Here is an 18,167-nt window from a genome sequence, read left to right as displayed (position 1 = left end):
CCCCCTGTCTCGCAAGCGCTTCCCCCCCCAGCGACGCCGACTGACCCCGCCGCGGGACTGTCCGGCCTGATGACGCCCCCCGGAGGGGGATCGTGAGGCGGGCGGCATGGACGCGAGGCGCGTTCCTGGGCCTGGCGGTGCTGACCACGGTTGTCTTATCGGGTTGCGAATGGCGAGGGTTGAACTCGTTGCCGCTGCCCGGCACTGCCGGGGAAGGGCCCGGCTCCTATACTGTGCAGGCGCAGCTACCCGACATCACTACCCTGCAACAGAATTCGCGCGTGCGTGTCGGAGACGTCACGGTGGGTAATGTGACCAAGATCGAGCGCCAGGGCTGGCACGCACTGGTCACGCTGCGGCTCGCCGGAACCGTCCACCTGCCGGCTAACGCCACCGCCAAGCTCGGTCAGACAAGCCTGCTGGGCTCGGTGCACATCGAACTGGCGCCGCCAACCGACGTTGCGCCGCACGGGAACCTCCACGAAGGGTCGCTGATTCCGCTGTCATCAGCCGGCATGTACCCGACTACCGAGCAGACCCTCTCGGCTGCCTCTTTGCTGCTCAACGGCGGCGGACTCGGGCAGATTCAGGAGATCACCCAGTCCCTGAGTACGGCGTTCGCCGGGCGGGAACACGACTTGCGCAGCCTCATACACCAGCTGGACACGTTCATCGGCTATCTGAACGACCAATCGGACGAGATCATCTCCGCCACGGACAAACTCAACAACCTCGTCGGCCAGTTCGCCGCAGACCAACCGGTGGTGAACCGCGCACTACAAACCGTCCCCAACGCGCTGGCGGTGCTCAAAGACCAGCGCGCCCATTTGGTCGACGCGGCGGATCAGCTCGGCAAGTTCAGCGCGCTCACCGCCAAGGCCGTCAACCAGACCAAGGAGAGCCTGGTGGCCGAGCTGCACCAGATCGGGCCGGTGCTTGAGTCGCTTGCCAATGCCGGCCCCGCACTTACGCGCTCGCTGAGCCAGCTGCTCACCTATCCATGGCCCAACGAAACGCTCGACAAGTGGCTCCGCGGGGATTACGCGAATCTCACGGCGATCTTCGACTTGACCTTGAGCCGTTTGGACGCAGGCCTATTCACCGGCACCCGATGGGAAGGAAACCTGACCGAACTGGAGATGCAATGGGGCCGCACCATTGGCCAGATGCCAAGCCCCTACACCGCGGGTAACCCGCTCATCGCGCCATACCGTTGGGATCAAGGGCCGTGACATGAACTTAACCCGAAGAATCAAGATCCAGTTGGCCGTCTTCGCCGTCGTGGCGCTCACCTCTGTAGCGATCATCGGCTTTGGCTACATGCAGCTGCCGTCGCTGCTGTTCGGGGTGGGTCACTACACCGTGACGGTGGATCTGCCCGAGGCCGCCAACCTGTATTCATCAGGCAACGTGACATACCGCGGCACTGAAGTAGGGCGTGTCACCTCGGTACATCTCACTAATGACGGTGTGGCCGCCGAGCTTTCACTGCGATCTGACGTGCGCATACCTTCAGATCTTGATGCCCAGGTGCATAGCCAAACCGCGGTCGGTGAACAATACGTCGCGTTGCTGCCGCGAAACGCAACATCGCGGCCGCTGAGGGACGGTGATGTCATACCGCTTAGCCGGGCCTCCGTGCCGCCGGATATCAACAACCTGCTCGACGCCGCAAACCGGGGCATTGCAGCAATCCCGAACGACAATCTGAAGACCGTCGTCGACGAGAGTTTCACCGCATTCGGGGGATTGGGCCCGGAATTCTCGCGTTTCGTCAGAGGATCGACCTCGTTGGCCATCGACGCCCGTCACGATGTCGACGCGCTCACCACGTTGATCGACGGCGCGGGGCCAGTTCTCGACACCCAGAGCGAAACCAAGGATTCGGTGCAGGCGTGGGCGTCGCACCTGGCGACGATCACCGGTGAGCTGCAGACCCAGGATCGTGCTGTCGCGGGCATTCTCCGCAAGGTGCCCGCGGCCGCGGATGAGGTGCAGGCCCTTTTCGATCGGCTCAATCCAACGTTGCCGACTCTGCTGGCCAACCTGGTCAGCGTCGAGCAGGTCGCGGTTACCTATTCGAACGACCTCGAACAGTTGCTGGTGCTTCTGCCCCTCGGGATCGGCGACATCGCCGCGGCCAGCGTGCCCGACCAAGATCTCAAGACGGCATACCGGGGTATATATCTGAGTTTTCACTTGAACCTCAATGTCCCGCGGCCGTGCACGACAGGATTCCTTCCGGCCCAGCAGCGCCGTGTCCCAGTCTCCGCGGACTATCCGGACCGCCCAGCAGGGGACATGTATTGCCGGATCCCGCACGACGCCACCTTCAACGTGCGCGGCGCCCGGAACATCCCCTGCGAAACGGTGCCGGGCAAGCGGGCGCCGACCGTGAAAATGTGCGAAAGCGACGAGCAGTACGTGCCGCTCAACGACGGTGACAGTTGGAAAGGTGACCCCAACGCTACCCTGTCGGGTCAAGACGTCCCCCAACTCAGTCCGGCAATTCCGCCGCGGGCGGCGCCACCGCCGACCGCCCAGCCGCCGCCGGTGCCGGCGATCGCCGCGGCCGCATACGATCCCGTAACCGGCACCTATGTCGGTCCTGACGGGAATGTTTACACCCAAACCGATTTGGCTCAAAACACCCCGAAGGAGCAGACGTGGCAATCAATGCTGATGCCGCCGAAGGGCCGGTGAACGGGTCGTCCCATTTGCTGACAAATACGGCCACAAGGCTTACTGCGCTGGCCGACCGGCCGGATCGAGATGACCCCGAACCGGGTTCCGACGGCGGCGACACCGCCGTGGCATCGGGCGAGGAGGCACGCGATGATCCGGATGTTATCGGCGACGAAGACGACGCCGACGTCATGGCCGACGGCGACGACGAATCGGGGCCCAGCGTCTCGGTGCCCCGCACATGGCCTGCATTGGTAATTGGACTCGTTGCCGTTGTGGCGCTCGGCGGACTGGGTGGCTGGTTGGGGTACGGTGTCTACCGAGACCGCCAGGATGGCATGCTGCGTGCTGCGTTCCTCACGGCGGGCAGGCAGGGTGCGCTCAACCTGACCACCATCGACTACACCCATGCCGACGCCGACGTCCAGCGCATCCTGGATTCCTCGACAGGCCAGTTCCGCGAGGACTTCTCGAAACACGCCCCGGCGTTCATCGACGTGGTCAAGCGTGCGCAATCCAAGACCCATGGCAGCATCACCGACGCCGGATTGGAGTCCAGCACCGGAGAGTCCGCCCGCGTCCTGGTGGCGGTATCGGTCAATACAACGAACGTCGGCGCGTCCGATCAGGCACCGCGGCACTGGCGGATGCGCGTCGACGTCCAGAAAGTTGGTGACACGATGAAGGTTTCGAACGTTGGGTTTGTGCCATGATGCGCCTGAACCGCCACAAATTGCGGATCGAAGAACACGAACCCCGCGACGATGCGCCGAACGTAGACGAGCACCCACCTGGTACCGACGCAGGGGCCGAGGACATCGCACTGGTAAGACGGCGCTCTCGCGTCCAGTCCGCGCTGGTGTTCGGCTTGCTGCCCGGATTGGCGATGCTCCTCGCCGGGGGCGTTGGATACCTGAAATGGCAGAAGACTACCGACACCGAAATACGCTCCGCCCAAATCGAATCCGTTCAGGCGGCGAGCGAGAGCACGGTCAAGATTCTGACTTACAGTCCCGACAGCGTCGACCGCGAGCTGCAGGCAGCCCGCGACCGGCTCACCGGAAACTTCCGCGATGCCTACACCCAGCTGACCCACGACGTCGTGATCCCGGGGTCCAAAGAGAAGAAGATCGCGGCCGTTGCCACAGTGCCCGCCGCCGCATCGATATCGGCGAGTCCCAATCGCGCGGTGGTCATGGTGTTTGTCAACCAGAGCATTACGGTCGGCAACGACCCACCGTCCACCACCGCCTCGACAGTAAGGGTCACCGTGGATAGGCGCGACAACCATTGGCTCATATCCGACTTCGCGCCCATCTAAGCATCGGTCAACCAGCCGGTGATCAGAGAAAGGAAGAGCCGATGATTCACCGAACATGCGCCGCCGTGCAGGCGGTGACCGCTCCCGTGCTCCTGGTAGTCGGGGCAGCTCTGACCATGCCGGCCGCCCATGCCGACAACGACAACAACACCCTTGTGCCGAACAACAAGCGGCTCAATGACGGGGTGCTTGCCAACGTCTACACCGCACAGCGTCAGGCTGGTTGCCAGCACGACGTCAACCCCAATCCGCAGCTTCAACTGGCCGCCCAGCGGCACACCGACGACCTGATGAACAACCGCAACCTTGACGGCAACGTCGGCTCAGATGGCTCGAGCCCGCAAGACCGGGCCGATGCCGCCGGCTACCGCGGTCCGGTCGCCGAAACGGTGGCGATCAACCCAGCGCTCTCCATCAACGGTGTCGAAATCCTCAACCAGTGGTTCAACGACCCAGCATCCCGAGCGACTATGTCGGACTGCGCGAACACCCAAGTCGGGGTGTGGTCGGAGAACAGCCTCAGCCGGACCGTCGTTGTCGCCGTCTACGGACACCCGCAGCAACCAGACCCGCCCCGGCATCCGACGCAGCCGGGACAGTCAGGCCAGCCCGCCCAGCCCCTCGACGTTCTTGCCGAAGCTCCGGCGGCCATGGATCCAACCCCCGACTACGACGCTAGCGATGAGCTGCAATTCGGCCTGAGCTGGCTGCCCTGGATCCTCAGGGGCGCATACCCACCCCCCGGCTATCCACCGCAGTAGGCGGACTGGCGATGCGTCGCCACAGGTCTGTAAAGGACAACAGGATGAATTGGCGGAAGTCGCGAGTCATCTCGGGCATCTTCGCTGCTGGGATTGGCGTCGTAGTCGAGGCGCCGTTCGCGAACGCGGCGCCCGCACCCGAAGTTGAATACGTCTACGACGTCATGGTGCGACGCCACTACAACTTTCCGAACAACGATGCAATTGGCTACGGCCACGGCATCTGCGACAAGGTGAGTGGCGGCGAAACGTATCCCCAAGTGATGGGCGATGTAAAACGCGACGTGACCCCTAACGACGAGTACGCGGCAAATTACCTGGTCTCCTACGCGGTGAATATCCTTTGCCCCGAACAGATCTGGCAGCTGAGAAACTCCGCCGCGCACTACCAGCCTCCGGCGCCCTAATCCTGAGCAAGCACGGCGTCGTGATTGCGCAGGCCGGGCCGTACGTGATGGGCACAGCGCCGTTCCCACCGAGCGCCTCGGCTCGGGTCCGGTGTAGCCCGTCTTGTGCCCGGCCGCTTGCTATGCGAAGTGCTCTAGCGGTCGTTCGACGTATTCGATGACAGTGCCCTCGGGTGCGGTGAGGAACGCGATGTGTAGGCCGGCGATCGGGGTGCCGGGCAGGGGACACCAAATCGGTCCGCGCACGACGATGTCCTCGGCCGTGGCGGCGATCGCGCGCGGCGTGTTCTCCACACGTAACGCGCACCGGTAGAGCCCCTGTTCATTGGGCTGCTTGACCACCGGCCGTGCGCGTGCGGCCGGTTGCGTCAGGCACAGCCTCGCGGTGTGACCGTCTTCGGCCAGCCCGAGGTGGCACACCCGCACATCGTCGGAATCGTCGACGTCGAGACCGAGATCGCGCAATCGCACCGTCCGGGGGCGGGCCTCACCGAGCGGGTTGAAGCCAATGCTCGTGTAGAACCGTAGCGACTCGTCAAGGTCGGCGCAGGTGACACGCGCTCCGGCGAATTGCACGCGACCGGTCGCGCCGCCCCTCATGTCCGCGAGTTCTACGACTAGTCCGTCGGGGCCGACCGCGACGGCGGCGGGCGCACCAGTGATCAGGCCGACAGCATCCTCGGACAGGACGTGATAGCCGTGGTCGCGGATCATCTCGACGGTGCGCCCACGATCGGCGACGCGGAAGGCCAATGCGCTGAGCCCGCCCGACGCAGCGTCGGGCGCACTGCAGGCCGCAGTAGCCGGATCGAGCCAGTGGATGACCTCGATTGCGCAGGAGAATCGGGGGCCGCGGCTGTCGTAGAAGAACCGGGTGTCACAACGGACCTCGCCCGGCAGCCCCAGGATCTCACCGTCGACCAACTCGTCTGGATCCGTTTGCATCTGCAGAACCAGGCCGAGGCAGTCGGTGAGGAACGCCTGCGCGGCTTCGGCGTTGGCGGTGTTGAGGTTGACATGCAGGAATCGGCGGGCCAGATCGGTCGCCGTCATGAAGATCTCGTGTGCTGCGCGACATCGACGGTCCATGACGCGATGAGCTCGTCGATAGTCGTCAGGCGACCGAGCATCGCCATCGTCTGAGTGAGCACCTGCTGGCCATAGTCGGGCGGCGTCCCCGCGACAGCGTCACGGGCCACGATGAGGTGGAAGCCCGCGTCGGACAGCTGCCCGGCGGTGACGGGCAGTGCCAGATTCAACGAAACACCGGCCAGCACAACAGTGTCCACGCCGAGCCTTCTCAGCACCGCAAGCAGGTCGGTGTCGAGCGTGGAAACAGGCCGTGGTGGCGCGGCACCACCACGTCAGTGGGTGCCAACAGCTCGGGAACGACCTGTGTGGCCGGTACGCCGGGCTCCCAGTCGGCGGTGGCGGGCGCCAATACCCGCCAAATCCTCGCCCTACCGACTGGCTGAGCATCGTGCGCTCCCTCGTACGTCGCGTGCACGACGTGTACGCCCGCGATACGCGCCGCGTCGAGTAGCCGCTGCAGCTCGGCGACGAGCCCGGGACAGTCCTGCGCGAGCCGCGGGAGCACCGAATCCGGCCCGAGCACACCGGTTTGGCACTTGACACACAGCACCGCGACACGGCCACGGTCGGTAGCAGGCAATGGCGCCATCACTTACCGTCGCACACCCATGCCGGCGTCGACCTTCAGCACGCTTCCGGTGAACGACCGGCCCGCCTCCGATATCAGGAACAGCACTGCGTTGCTGACGTCCTTCGATTCGATCAGCGGAAGATCGGGCAGTGCAGTCTGCATCGCGTTGGCGAGATTCGGGTTCTGCTCGATCACCTTGAACAGGGTGGGATTGTCGGTGACCATCGGCGTGGCACAGTTGGTCGGCGCGACGGCATTGACCCGAATACGGTGGGGTGCGAGCAGATTGGCGTACGACTGGACCAGGCCGGTGATCGCCAGCTTAGACATGTTGTAGGCGTCAGAGCCCCCGGAGCCGTCCGTGAGGTTCAGTAGGGCGGCCATCGAGCTCGTTGCGATCAGGTTGCCGCCCTGGCCGCGCTCCTTGAGGTGTTCGATGGCCACCTGAAAGGTGTTCCACACACCGATGAGCATGATGTCGATGCCGACCCGCAGCGCCTCGGAGGCGTCGCGCTCGTCGGGGTTGCTCAGGATCACCCCGGCGTTCGCCAACACGGTGTCGATGTGGCCGAGTTCGTTCACGCCGTCGTCGAAGGCGGCTTGCAGCGCCGCCTTATCACGTACATCGGCGGCACGCACGATCATGCGCTTACCTGTCTTCTCCACTAACCGCGCCGTCTCCTGCAGATCCTCGTATGTCCCCAGCTTGTACGGCACCACGTCGAGGTCCGCGCAGATGTCGACGCCGACGATGTCGGCACCCTCCTCGGCGCACATGACCGCGTGCGATCTGCCCTGACCGCGCGCGGCGCCGGTGATGAACATCACGCGGCCATCCAACACTCCGCTCACAACACGACCGCCTTCACCTTTAAATCGATGATTTCTTCCTGGCTGAAGCCCAATTCGGCCAGCAGCGCGTCGGTGTGCTCACCGTGACCGGGCGCGCGGGTCAACCGCAGCGGCGTCTCGTCGAACTGCACGGGGCTTGCCGCCAAGGCGAATTCGTTGCCCTGGGCATCCCTGGTGCGCGGCAGATAGCCGTTGGCGACCGCCTGCGGATCGGTGTGGACGTCGTGGGCGGTGTGCATGACATCCCAGACCCCGTCGAACCCGCTGAAAGCCTTCTCCCAGTGACAGAGGTCCTGTGTGCCGAAGGCGGCGCGCAGCTCGGCGACGCAGTCAACGCGGTTGGCGAACCGCGCTGCGGCAGTCGCGAATCGCTCGTCGTCAACGAGGTCGTCGCGTCCCAGCCGGGAACAGAACTCGGCCCAGAACCGATCAGCCTGCAGCAGCACGAAGGCGATGAACCTGCCATCGCGTGTCCGGTAGACGCTGGCGACCGGATTCGGCATCGCGTCTAGCTGGAACTTGGGAATGTCATTGCCCAGCACCCCGGCGCCGACGATGTCGGGTCCCAGCTGCCACACCGCGGCGCCCAACAGGGAGACGTCGACGACCGACGGTTCACCGGTGCGTTCCCGCTTCACCAGGGCGCCCGCGATGCCGCCGGCGATCGCCAGCCCGCCGTACACGTCGCCGAACGCGGGCCGCTGCAGCGGCGGGTACGACCCGTCGCCTGTCCGGTAGGCCTCGCCGATTCCGCCGCGCGCCCAGTAGGCCGCCAGGTCGAAGCCTCCCCGGTCGGCCATGTCACCCTTGGTGCCATAGCCGTGCCCGCGGGCGTAGATGATTTTCGGGTTTCGGGCGCGGACCTGCTCGACATCCACACCCATCCGCCGGCGCGAACCCGGCAAGAGGTTGGTCAGAAAGACGTCGGCGGTTTCGAGCAGCCGCATCAGCAGCTCGAGCCCGTCAGGATTCGAGGTGTCCAGGCCGATGCTGCGCTTGCCGCGGTTGGGCTGCTCAACGAAGTGATTGACCCCGCCGCTGCCGGGCACCACCCCCGAATTGATCAGGCCGCGCTGGGGGTCACCGGTTTCGGGGTGCTCGATCTTGATAACGTCGGCACCCCAGTCGGCCAGCACCGCGCCGGCGGCGGGGACGAACGTCCACGCGGCCAGCTCGACCACGCGGATCCCGCGCAGGATGTCGGTCACTTCGGGTACCCGATCACTTTGGTCTGCAGGTACTGCTCGAACCCCTCGATTCCGTTCTGCCGGCCGATGCCGCTGCGCTTGTACCCCCCGAACGGTGCATCGGCGCCGTAATACATCGCGCCGTTGACCATCATCGAGCCGGTGCGGATGCGGCGGGCCACCGCCATGGCCCGGTCGGGTGAGCCCATCACCGCGCCCGCCAATCCGTAGGTCGAGTTGTTGGCCAGCTCGACCGCGCCGTCGTCACCGTTGTCGTACGGCGTGATCGTCAGCACCGGGCCGAAGATCTCCTCGGCGAAGATCCGCATATCGGCAGTGACATCGGCGACAACCGTCGGCGCGACGAAATAGCCGCGCTCACAATCCTCTGGTACACCACCACCGACGGTCAGCCGGGCGCCCTGTTGCCGACCGCTCTCGATGCAGCGAAGCACGCGGTCGCGCTGCTTGGCAGATACCAGCGGACCGCAGAAGTTGGCCGGGTCGGCGGGATCGCCGACACCGATCGCCGCGAACGTGGCGGTGGCGACCTCGACGGCCTGCTCATAATGTGCGCGCGGCACGAGCATCCTGGTGGTCAATGCACAACCCTGTCCCGAGTGGATCAGCGCACCCATACACCCCGGCAACGCGAGGGCCATGTCGGCGTCATCGAGCACGATGTAGGCGGACTTCCCGCCCAGCTCAAGGAGATTGCGTTTCATGGTGGCCGCCGACAGCTGCTGGATCAACTCGCCGACGGCAGTCGACCCGGTGAACGAGATCATGTCGACGGCCGGGTCGGTGAGCAACCGTTGGGCGACGGTGTTGTCCGAGGTGGGCACAATGTTGACGACACCGGCAGGGATGTCGGTTTTTTCCGCGATGATGCGACCCCAGCGCAGCGCAGTCCACGGTGTTTCGATGGCAGGCTTGAGCACCACCGTGTTGCCGGTGGCCAGCGCCTGGCCCATCTTGTTGCTGATGATCTCGAACGGGAAATTCCACGGCGTGATGGCCCCGACCACGCCGATCGGTTCCTTGACGACAACCCGGTTGTAGGGCACCCCAAGCTTCGCGTCCTCGGCGAGCATGCGCTCCCACGGGAACCGGGCGATCAGCTCCGCGGGCCAGTGCACCGCATCGGCCAGCGGCCAGTCCAGCTGCGCGATGTAGGTGGAGGACACCGGAGCGCCGGCCTCGGCCACGAGTTCCGCTCGCATGTCTTCTTTTTCGTACTGCAGCGCGTCGTGTAGCTGATGAAGGCAGTGCCGGCGGAAATCCCGGTTTGTCGACCATTCGGTGGTGTCGAACGCCCGGCGGGCGGCCGCGATCGCCTCAGCCATGTCCTCGGCGCCGGCGTCGGCGGCCACGCCGAGAACCTCCTCGTTGGCAGGGTTGATGTTGTCGATGACCTGACCGCTCGACGCGTCGCGCAGCCGGCCGTCGATAAACATCCGGGGTTCGGGATGGAAATCGACAGCACTGGTCGGCATTGGTGCGATCGTCATTGGCGCTACCTCCGTGCTGGCGTTATCGGTGCTGTCTCAACGTGCTTCCCAGTGCAGCGGCAGACTGGTGAGCGAATAGGTATTGGCCGGCCAGCCGATCCGCGGTCGGAAACCCGGCTCGAGCTCGAAATCCGGGATGCGCCGCAACCACTCTTCGATGATGAGGTTCAGTTCCATGCGTGCCAGGTGGGCCCCAAGGCAGCGGTGCGGTCCACCGCCGAAACCCCAGTGCCGGTGAACTTTTCCGTCCATCAGCACCTCATTTCCCGACGTGGCGTCGCTGCCGTCGCGGTTGATCGCGGCGATCAGTAACCGCACCGGAGTGTCGGCCGGCAGCGTGACGCCGCCGACGGTGACTTCCCGGGTCGTCATTCGCGGCAGGATCGGCGCCGGTGGCTCCAGCCGGACGATCTCCTCGACGAAGACCTTTATCAGCTCGGGATCCTCCCGCAGCGCGGACCGCAGGTCGGGTCGGCGGGCCAGCTCCAGCAGCGCGAAACCGATTGCCGCCGTGACGGTGTCCAGTCCGGCCAGCACGAACAGAAAGCTCAGTCCGACCGCTTCGGCGTCGTCGAGGGGCTCCTCGCCCGTCAGCACCGCCGACAAGACGTCGGAGCCCGGGTTGGCGCGGCGCTCGTTGATCGCCGCACTCAGGTAGGCGAACAGCTCCAGAGCAGGCCCGAGATCGTGGTCTTCCAGCGTCGTGCCGCTGTCGGCGAGCTCGATGACAGCGTCCTTCCACTTCACGAGCTTGGCGCGATCGGCCAACGGCAGGCCGTAGAGCGTGAGGAACACCTGCGACGGGTACGGCATTGCCAACTCGGTGACGACGTCGGCATGCCCGTGCGGCGCAAGTGCCTCAATCATTCCGACCGCCTGCTGCTGCAGCGCCGGCAACATCGCGCCCAGGGTGTGCGGGCTGAAGAAGGGCTGCAGGATCTTGCGGAACCGGGTGTGCTCGGGCGGATCGAACGAAATCGGCACCAGCGGCAGGGGACTGCCAAGGGTGTCGAACGCCTTCTTCGACGAGAAGATCTCGGGGTTGCGCAGCGCGTGTAGCACGTCGTCACGGCGGGTCAGGTAGTACCAACCGTGCATCAGGACGACGGGCCCCATGTCGCGGAGGTTGTCCCAACCGACTTTTCGGTCGTCGGCCATCGGCAACGACTCATACTCGAGCTCCGGCACTGCATGCACGCTGGTCATCCGAACAACTCTCCTTGCTTGAGAATCAGTCCTGGTTGTGCAGGTAGGCGTCGAGTTCACCGCGAACCGACTCCATGGCGGCCAGCCGCCGTGTGACCGAGCGGATCTCCGCCTCATCGGCTGGGTATTGCAATGTCGCAAGCCGGCTTTGGGTGCGAACGATCGCGTCGTCGAGCCGGTCCCGCGCCTCGTCTTTGGTCAGCAGATCCTGGTCGGCCCAGTCCTCCACCTCCCGCGCGTCCATCAGGCCGCCCGCGGGAAGTTGTAGAACTCGCGCGCGTTCAATTCCACCATCCGGTGTGCCTCGTCGTCGGGCACGTCCTTGAGGGTCTCGGCGGCGCGTTCACGGCTCTGCGGCCAATACGAGTCCGAATGCGGGTAATCGCACTCCCACGTAATGCGGTCGACGCCGATGAAGTCACGTACCTCAACCCCGAAGTCGTCTTCGATGAAGCAGCCGTGGATGTGCTTCTTGAACAGTTCGCTCGGCGGATGCTCCTGGTTGATGTTGTTGTAGAAACGGTGCTTGCGCCACACGCTGTCGCAGCGTTCCAAAATGTATGGAATCCAGCCTATTCCGCCTTCGGACAGACCGATCTTGAGCCTCGGATGACGGTAGAGCGTATTCGAGAACAGCCAGTCGGTCATCGCCGTCATCGACATCGTCCCCATCAGGGCGATGAACACGGCGAACGGCGCGTCCGGCGCGATCGGGGGCGGAAAGCCGCCGGAGCCGAAGTGCTGTGCCAGTACCATCCCGGTCTCTTCGACGGCCGACAGGACCGGATCCCAGTGATCGGAATGCACCGACGGCAGCCCCAGCCTGTCCGGGAGGTCGGGGAACGTCACCGTCTTGGCGCCCTTCTCGGCGACTCGGTGGATCTCCGCGACGCTTGCGTCGATATCCCAAAAGGGCAGCATCGCAACGGGGATGAACCGGTCCGGCGCAGTGGCTGCCCACTCATCGAGATGAAAATCATTCCACGCCCGTGAGCAAAGGCGGGCGAGCTCCTTGTCCTCCCCTTCCGCGAATACCGCGCCGGCGAACCGTGGGAAGGACGGGAAACACGTCATCGCCTGCACGCCATCGATATCCATGTCAGCAACGCGTGCCTTGGGGTCGTAGCAGCCCGGGATCATGTCGTCGTAGTGCACCGGCTCGACGCCGTAGTCCTGGGGCTTCTTGCCGGCCACCGCGTTCAGGCCGATGTAGGGGTAGATGCGGTCCTCGTACTGCCACACCTGGGTCAATGCCCCGGTGTCGGGACGTTCGAAATCGATGATCTTCGGCCCCGCATCGAGGTATTTGCGGGGGAGCCGGTCGCTCCACACAGTCGGGTGCTCGATCAGATGGTCGTCGACCGAGATCAGCTGCATCCACGGCTGCAACGGCATCGGCGTTCTCCTTGCGTCGCTTCGAAGTTCTCAGGCGGAGGCCAGCTGCGGTGGTCTCATGGCGTCCGGGTTGGGATTCGCAATCGGCAGCCCCATAAAGCGGCGGGCGTTGTCGCCCATGAAGTCGTAGGTGCGTCGTTCGTCCATGCCTTCGGCGTATTCGTAGAACCGTTTGGGAGTTGCCAGGCCCTCCGGGTGCGGGTAGTCGGAACCGAACAGCACCTTGTCCCAGCCCACCGTCTCGACCACCTCGGCCACCGAGCCCTCCCAGAACGGGCTAACCCAGACGTTGCGGCGGAATACGTCAAGCGGATGCTCCTCGAAGTTTTGCGGCATCTTGGTGTAGATGTCGTCGAGATCGTGAAAGAGGGGCTTGATCCACGAGCTGCCGTTCTCCACGCTGGCGATGCGCAGTCCCGGGAACCGGGTCAGCGTGCCGTGGCATATCAGGCTGGCGATCATGTCGGATATCTCTCTGTGCCCCAACACAACCCACCGGAAGGCACTCATTTCCATGAAGCTGTTCGTGTCGGGCGGTTCCCACTGGTTGATATAGCCGTCGAGCGGCGGCTGGCTCGCGTGCAGGACGATTGGCAAGCCCGCGGCTTCGACATCGCGCCAGAACGGGTCGAACTCGGGCATTGCGGGAGAGCGCCACCCGCGAAACCCCTTAACCGGGGAGGGTTTGAGCAACGCCACTTTGGCGCCGTTGTCCAGGATGTACTCGAGCTCCCGGCGTGCGCCGTCCACCTCGGCGCAGTTGATCACCGGCGTCATGAATAGCCGGTCGGCGTAGGTGAACTGCCAGTGTTCCAGCATCCACTGATTGAGCGCGTGGATCATCGCCATGGTGAGCTCGGGATCCTCGGCTGCCGAATGCTCGACGAGGTTGGCCAGTGTCGGATAGACCAGCGTCTCGCGGACCTCTTGGCGGTCCAATTCCCTGACCCGGTCCTCGGGATTTCGACTCGCCGGAGGTGCCTCAATCGCCGCGCCCTGCATCTCGCGTAACGTCAGCCCCTCAGGGTTGTGACCTGAATAGAACTTCTCGTGCGAGCCCGGTGCAGCGACCCGGTCGAAGGTGGGGTTGGGGATGTACTCGGTGATCTGGCCCAGGATCGCGATACGGGTCCGCCGACCCACCTGGACGAACTGCACGGCCTTGGCGAAGCGGTCGGGGAGATATTTCGTCAACGCACCGGGTGTTTCGTACATGTGCTGGTCGGCGTCGAAGATCGGTGCGTCGGTCATCGGCTTCATCGCTGTCTCTTTCGGATCGGTGTACGAATCTGAGCTTGGACTCACTTGACGCCTGTGTCAAGTACGTGCCGCATCAGCCGCTGCAGTATCCTTCTGAGCGTGAGATATTGCGGCTTGACGACATCGTCACCTATGGTGGCGGACATGACGGTGACGCAAGGGAAAAGGCCCGCCGATGGGTCGGAAGAGGCCGGGCGTGGGGAGCGGACCCGGGCGCTGATTCTCGAGGCGAGCCGAAAGTTGTTCCTTCAGCGCGGCTTCGCCGGCACACCCGTCAACGCGATCACCGAGGCCTGTGGCATTTCGCGCGCCGGCTTCTACACGTACTTCAAGGACAAAGAAGAGATCTTCGCCGTCCTGGGCGAGAGCGCCTACCGCGACGTGATGGCGGTGTTGAAACGGTTAGACAGTGTGCCCCGGCCGTTCACGGCGGAAGCTCTGCGTTCATGGGTCGGCGAGTACTTCGCGTTTCTGGACCGCCACGGGGCATTCGTGTTGGGCGCCTGGCATTCGTCGCCCGAGGAGGAGGCGTTCCGGCGCTCGCGCAACCGTACGGTAAGCCGATCAGCCTTCAGGCTCGGGCAGGCGATCGCCGGGCCGGGCGATCACTCGCCTGAGGTCGTGGGTATAGCCGTGCTCGGGATGTTGGACCGCGCCTGGCACGCCGAAAAGATCCAGGTCGTCGCCGTCGAAAGAGACGAGGTGATCAGCGCGCTGGCCGACATGATCTTGCGACTGGCCAACGAGTAGGACCGGTGCCGCGGCAGCGAAGATGCGTTGGCCCCGGAATGCTTCAATCTTCTGAATCCGCTCTTTCCGACCCGGTAGAGACGACTGCTGGACTGCCGCGAAGCTGAACGTTGCGACATCGCCTGTGGCGCAGCGCTGAAGCTGCGCCGCTGATACCCATCCGTAATCGGTCAGACCAGATGATAAGGCGGAACGCTTTGCGCGCCCCCACAGCCTAGGCACTACCGAACGGGGCGCGCCGCCATGCTGTACAGTTCACGGTGAGGACGGAACCTGAGTTCCGCACTTGCCGAGGACTGCCGTCGCGGTCTCAGCACTGCCTTCGGTGGAGCACCAAGCCCCGAGCTGGCAGGCGTCAGGGGAAGAATATGTTTCGAACAGTCAAGCGGGCATGGATCCCGTTGCTTCTTATCGTCGTTGTCACCTTGGGCGGTTACGTGGTCGTTCGCATTCGTGACACCTTCGGCGTCAACGGTGTGACGCCAGTGGGCGAGGCTAACGCAGATAATACGAAACCCTTTAATCCCAAGCATATTACGTATGAGATCACCAGCGCGACGGGCGGGAATGTGAACGTCAACTATTTGGATGAAAACGGGCAGCCGCATCTTGTCGACTCCGCACCGTTGCCGTGGTCGTACACCATCGTGACGACGCTGCCGTCGATGTCGGCCAACATCGTTGCCCAGGGCAGCTCCCAGGTGAACGCCATCCGGTGCCGGGTCATCGTTGACGGTCAGGTGCGCGACGATCGTCGCAGCGACGAGTACCAGCCGTTCATCTACTGCTTGGTGAAAGCGGTATGAGCGCAACCCATTCGATTCCGGGCCGACCAGTGATCGCACGGGTGATCCGTGCCCTGTCGTTGCCGATCGTATTGTTCTGGGCCCTGCTCGCGGTTGGCCTTGGCCTGATCTCGCCCTCACTGGACGACGTCGCGGCCCAACATTCAGTGCCGATGACCCCAAAAGACGCGCCGGCGTTCAAGTCGATGATGCACATCGGCCGGGTGTTCAAGGAGTTCAGTTCGGACTCCTCGGCGATGGTGGTGCTGGAGAGCCAAGAGAAACTGGGCGACAGCGCGCACCAGTTCTACGACCGGATCGTGGCCAAGCTCAAGGCTGACACCGCGCATGTGCAGCATGTCCAGGACTTTTGGGGCGACCCGTTGACCGCTGCCGGTTCGCAGAGTGCGGACGGCAAGGCGGCTTACGTGCAGGTGTTCCTCGACGGTGATCAGGGCACCACGCCCAGCCACGAATCGGTCACCGCGGTGCGCAAGATCGTCTCCGAGGTACCCGCGCCGCCGGGTGTCAAGGCGTATGTGGCCGGTAACACCGTGCTCAACGCCGACGTCAGCGTCGTCGGGCACAAGAGCATGGCGACCATGGCGCTGGTCTCGATCGGCGTCATTTTCGGGATGCTGCTGCTTGTCTACCGCTCGATCGGCACGACCATCCTATGCCTGGTGGTGATCGGCATCGAACTATTTGCGGCACAAGGTGTCACCGCCACAGCGGGTAACCTGAACTTCATCGGTCTGACCCCTTACGCGGTGAGTATGGTGACCATGCTGAGCATCGCGGCGGGGACCGATTACCTCATCTTCCTGCTGGGTCGCTATCACGAGGCCCGGGCCCTGGGCCAGGAGCGAGAAGAAGCCTTCTATACGGCCTATCGCGGCGTGTCGCATGTCATCTTGGGTTCGGGTTTGACCATTGTGGGCGCCTGTGTGTGCTTGACGGCGACCCGGTTGCCGTATTTCCAGACGATGGGTCTGCCCTGTGCGATCGCGCTGCTGACGATCGTGACCGCGGCGCTGACACTGGCGCCGGCCGTCCTGGCGGTGGGCTCTCGATTCGGGCTTTTCGACCCGAAAGGCAATCTCTCCACGCGTAATTGGCGCAAGGTTGGAACCGCCGTGGTGCGCTGGCCGATACCGATCATTGTCGTGACGACGATGATCGCCATCATCGGTTTCGTCAGCCTGATGACCTACGTGCCCAATTACAACGACCAAAAATTCACGCCCCCTAATATGCCCGCCAATGTCGCGTACGCCGCCGCCGATCAACACTTCTCGCCGGCACGCATGAACCCTGAACTGCTCATGGTCGAAGCCGACCATGACCTGCGGGACCCGGCGGACATGCTGGTGGTCGATCGGATCGCCAAGAGCGTGTTTCACCTGCGGGGCATTGAACGGGTGCAGACCATCACCCGGCCGCTGGGGGCCCCGATCGAGCACAGTTCGATTCCCTTTCAGATTGCCATGCAGAACTCCAGCACCTTGCAGACAGCAAAGTTCATGAACGACAACATGGCGCACATGCTCGAGCAGGCCGACGAACTGGGTAAGACGGTCGCCACTTTGGAACACATGTACGGGGTGATGCGCGAGCTCACCGCAACGACACACAGCATGGTGGGCAAGACCCACGACATGGTGGATACCACCAACCAATTGCGCGACCGAATGGCGGATTTCGAAGACTTCTGGCGACCGATCCGCTCGTACTTCTATTGGGAACGACATTGCTTCGATATTCCGATCTGCTGGTCCTTACGGTCGGTCTTCGACGCTCTGGACGGAATTGATGATCTCGCCGATCAACTCGAAGGGCTCAGTGGCGATCTCGACCACCTCGATCGGTTGATGCCCCAACTGCTGGCCGATCTCCCGCCCACCATCGCCTCGATGAAGGCGATGCGAGACTTCATGCTCTCCACACACAGCACGATGGCCGGCATCCAGTCACACATGCAAGAAGCCGCCGAGGGCTCGACCCTGATGGGACAGTACTTCGACGAAGCCAAGAATGATGACTCGTTCTATCTGCCACCAGAAGTCTTCAAAAGCCCAGATTTCGAACGTGGGCTGAAGATGTTTGTCTCCCCAGACGGCAAGGCCGTCCGGTTCATCATCACCCATCAAGGCGACCCCGCCACGGTCGAGGGCATCCAACACGTCAAGGGAATCAAAGACGCGGTCGCCGACGCCATCAAGGGCACCCCGCTGGAGACCTCGAAGGTGTATCTGGCCGGGATGGCATCGATGTACAGCGATATGCAAGAGGGAGTGAACATTGACCTGATGGTCGCCGGGATCGCCGCGCTCATCCTGATCTTCGGCATCATGCTGCTCATCACCCGCAGCCTGGTGGCGGCA

The 18,167-nt window shown here is 63.8% G+C and carries 19 protein-coding genes; 9 read left to right on the top strand and 10 right to left on the bottom strand.

The annotated features are described in order from the left end of the window. Positions 1–92: 92 nt before the first annotated feature. The 6 genes from A5692_RS08675 to A5692_RS08650 are packed head-to-tail and all read left to right on the top strand — an operon-like array spanning position 93 to position 5,174. On the top strand, positions 93–1,232 hold the full coding sequence (locus tag A5692_RS08675) for an MCE family protein (protein WP_082962481.1): 1,140 nt from the start codon (positions 93–95) through the stop codon (positions 1,230–1,232). A 1-nt stretch (position 1,233) separates the two neighbouring features. Continuing rightward, on the top strand, positions 1,234–2,703 hold the full coding sequence (locus A5692_RS08670; RefSeq protein ID WP_067918992.1) for an MCE family protein: 1,470 nt from the start codon (positions 1,234–1,236) through the stop codon (positions 2,701–2,703). Further along, positions 2,667–3,398 (top strand): mammalian cell entry protein, encoded by a 732-nt coding sequence (locus tag A5692_RS29425; protein ID WP_197509078.1) that lies wholly within the window; start codon positions 2,667–2,669, stop codon positions 3,396–3,398. The genes A5692_RS08670 and A5692_RS29425 overlap by 37 nt, the downstream gene beginning before the upstream one ends. Next, positions 3,395–4,006 carry a hypothetical protein gene (locus A5692_RS08660; RefSeq protein WP_067918991.1) on the top strand — a complete coding sequence of 204 codons (612 nt, stop codon included), beginning with the start codon at positions 3,395–3,397 and terminating at the stop codon, positions 4,004–4,006. The genes A5692_RS29425 and A5692_RS08660 overlap by 4 nt, the downstream gene beginning before the upstream one ends. A 44-nt stretch (positions 4,007–4,050) precedes the next feature. After that, entirely contained in the window at positions 4,051–4,767 is a 717-nt protein-coding gene (locus tag A5692_RS08655; RefSeq protein WP_231984243.1) for a CAP domain-containing protein, read from the top strand. A gap of 44 nt (positions 4,768–4,811) precedes the next feature. Beyond that, on the top strand, positions 4,812–5,174 hold the full coding sequence (locus tag A5692_RS08650; RefSeq protein ID WP_082962479.1) for a DUF732 domain-containing protein: 363 nt from the start codon (positions 4,812–4,814) through the stop codon (positions 5,172–5,174). 120 nt (positions 5,175–5,294) lie between these two features. Here A5692_RS08650 and A5692_RS08645 read toward each other — a convergent pair whose 3' ends face one another. The 10 genes from A5692_RS08645 to A5692_RS08605 are packed head-to-tail and all read right to left on the bottom strand — an operon-like array spanning position 5,295 to position 14,248. Continuing rightward, complete coding sequence (locus A5692_RS08645) at positions 5,295–6,227, bottom strand: VOC family protein (RefSeq protein ID WP_068054633.1); 933 nt, start codon at positions 6,225–6,227, stop codon at positions 5,295–5,297. Then, entirely contained in the window at positions 6,224–6,463 is a 240-nt protein-coding gene (locus A5692_RS30145) for an isochorismatase family protein (RefSeq protein WP_255397005.1), read from the bottom strand. The genes A5692_RS08645 and A5692_RS30145 overlap by 4 nt, the downstream gene beginning before the upstream one ends. A gap of 11 nt (positions 6,464–6,474) precedes the next feature. After that, positions 6,475–6,846: an isochorismatase family protein gene (locus A5692_RS30140; protein ID WP_255397004.1), complete on the bottom strand. Its 372-nt coding sequence runs from the start codon at positions 6,844–6,846 to the stop codon at positions 6,475–6,477. A gap of 12 nt (positions 6,847–6,858) precedes the next feature. Continuing rightward, the gene (locus tag A5692_RS08635; protein WP_255397003.1) at positions 6,859–7,689 is read right to left on the bottom strand and encodes a mycofactocin-coupled SDR family oxidoreductase; all 831 of its coding nucleotides are present in this window, start codon (positions 7,687–7,689) and stop codon (positions 6,859–6,861) included. Then, positions 7,686–8,897, bottom strand: coding sequence for a CaiB/BaiF CoA-transferase family protein (locus A5692_RS08630; protein ID WP_067918987.1), 1,212 nt, complete (start codon positions 8,895–8,897; stop codon positions 7,686–7,688). The genes A5692_RS08635 and A5692_RS08630 overlap by 4 nt, the downstream gene beginning before the upstream one ends. Beyond that, entirely contained in the window at positions 8,894–10,387 is a 1,494-nt protein-coding gene (locus A5692_RS08625; RefSeq protein ID WP_067918986.1) for an aldehyde dehydrogenase family protein, read from the bottom strand. The genes A5692_RS08630 and A5692_RS08625 overlap by 4 nt, the downstream gene beginning before the upstream one ends. Before the next feature lie 36 nt (positions 10,388–10,423). Beyond that, positions 10,424–11,593 (bottom strand): cytochrome P450, encoded by a 1,170-nt coding sequence (locus tag A5692_RS08620; protein WP_067918985.1) that lies wholly within the window; start codon positions 11,591–11,593, stop codon positions 10,424–10,426. Positions 11,594–11,618: 25 nt separating this feature from the next. Beyond that, positions 11,619–11,837, bottom strand: a complete 219-nt coding sequence (locus A5692_RS08615; RefSeq protein WP_067918984.1) for a hypothetical protein — start codon at positions 11,835–11,837, stop codon at positions 11,619–11,621. Further along, positions 11,837–12,988, bottom strand: a complete 1,152-nt coding sequence (locus A5692_RS08610) for an amidohydrolase family protein (RefSeq protein WP_156765990.1) — start codon at positions 12,986–12,988, stop codon at positions 11,837–11,839. Before A5692_RS08610 ends, A5692_RS08615 begins: the two co-directional genes overlap by 1 nt. Positions 12,989–13,018: 30 nt before the next feature. Then, complete coding sequence (locus A5692_RS08605; RefSeq protein WP_067918983.1) at positions 13,019–14,248, bottom strand: amidohydrolase family protein; 1,230 nt, start codon at positions 14,246–14,248, stop codon at positions 13,019–13,021. Positions 14,249–14,392: 144 nt separating this feature from the next. Between A5692_RS08605 and A5692_RS08600 the strand changes: the two genes are divergently transcribed. From A5692_RS08600 to A5692_RS08590, 3 genes are all read left to right on the top strand, one after another. Next, a complete protein-coding gene (locus A5692_RS08600) occupies positions 14,393–14,998 on the top strand; it encodes a TetR/AcrR family transcriptional regulator (RefSeq protein ID WP_068054639.1) in 606 nt (201 codons plus the stop codon). A 368-nt stretch (positions 14,999–15,366) separates the two neighbouring features. Beyond that, entirely contained in the window at positions 15,367–15,804 is a 438-nt protein-coding gene (locus A5692_RS08595) for an MmpS family transport accessory protein (protein WP_067918982.1), read from the top strand. Then, positions 15,801–18,167 (top strand): RND family transporter (locus A5692_RS08590; protein ID WP_068054636.1); only part of this gene is annotated, 2,367 nt, incomplete at its 3' end. The genes A5692_RS08595 and A5692_RS08590, both read left to right, overlap by 4 nt.

Origin of the sequence: Mycobacterium sp. E342, assembly GCF_001667665.1 — a bacterium.
Taxonomy (GTDB): Bacteria; Actinomycetota; Actinomycetes; order Mycobacteriales; family Mycobacteriaceae; genus Mycobacterium.
The sequence above is the reverse complement of the archived record's forward strand: the minus strand, read 5'-3'. Positions and strand labels throughout refer to the sequence as shown.

Excerpts from the sequence above, each read along its gene's own strand:
- A5692_RS08670 (WP_067918992.1), top strand. The coding sequence starts at position 1,234 with ATGAACTTAACCCGAAGAATCAAGATCCAGTTGGCCGTCTTCGCCGTC.
- A5692_RS08660 (WP_067918991.1), top strand. The coding sequence starts at position 3,395 with ATGATGCGCCTGAACCGCCACAAATTGCGGATCGAAGAACACGAACCC.
- A5692_RS08650 (WP_082962479.1), top strand. The coding sequence starts at position 4,812 with ATGAATTGGCGGAAGTCGCGAGTCATCTCGGGCATCTTCGCTGCTGGG.
- A5692_RS08645 (WP_068054633.1), bottom strand. The coding sequence starts at position 6,227 with ATGACGGCGACCGATCTGGCCCGCCGATTCCTGCATGTCAACCTCAAC.
- A5692_RS08625 (WP_067918986.1), bottom strand. The coding sequence starts at position 10,387 with ATGACGATCGCACCAATGCCGACCAGTGCTGTCGATTTCCATCCCGAA.
- A5692_RS08620 (WP_067918985.1), bottom strand. The coding sequence starts at position 11,593 with ATGACCAGCGTGCATGCAGTGCCGGAGCTCGAGTATGAGTCGTTGCCG.
- A5692_RS08615 (WP_067918984.1), bottom strand. The coding sequence starts at position 11,837 with ATGGACGCGCGGGAGGTGGAGGACTGGGCCGACCAGGATCTGCTGACC.
- A5692_RS08610 (WP_156765990.1), bottom strand. The coding sequence starts at position 12,988 with ATGCCGTTGCAGCCGTGGATGCAGCTGATCTCGGTCGACGACCATCTG.
- A5692_RS08605 (WP_067918983.1), bottom strand. The coding sequence starts at position 14,248 with ATGAAGCCGATGACCGACGCACCGATCTTCGACGCCGACCAGCACATG.
- A5692_RS08600 (WP_068054639.1), top strand. The coding sequence starts at position 14,393 with ATGACGGTGACGCAAGGGAAAAGGCCCGCCGATGGGTCGGAAGAGGCC.
- A5692_RS08595 (WP_067918982.1), top strand. The coding sequence starts at position 15,367 with ATGTTTCGAACAGTCAAGCGGGCATGGATCCCGTTGCTTCTTATCGTC.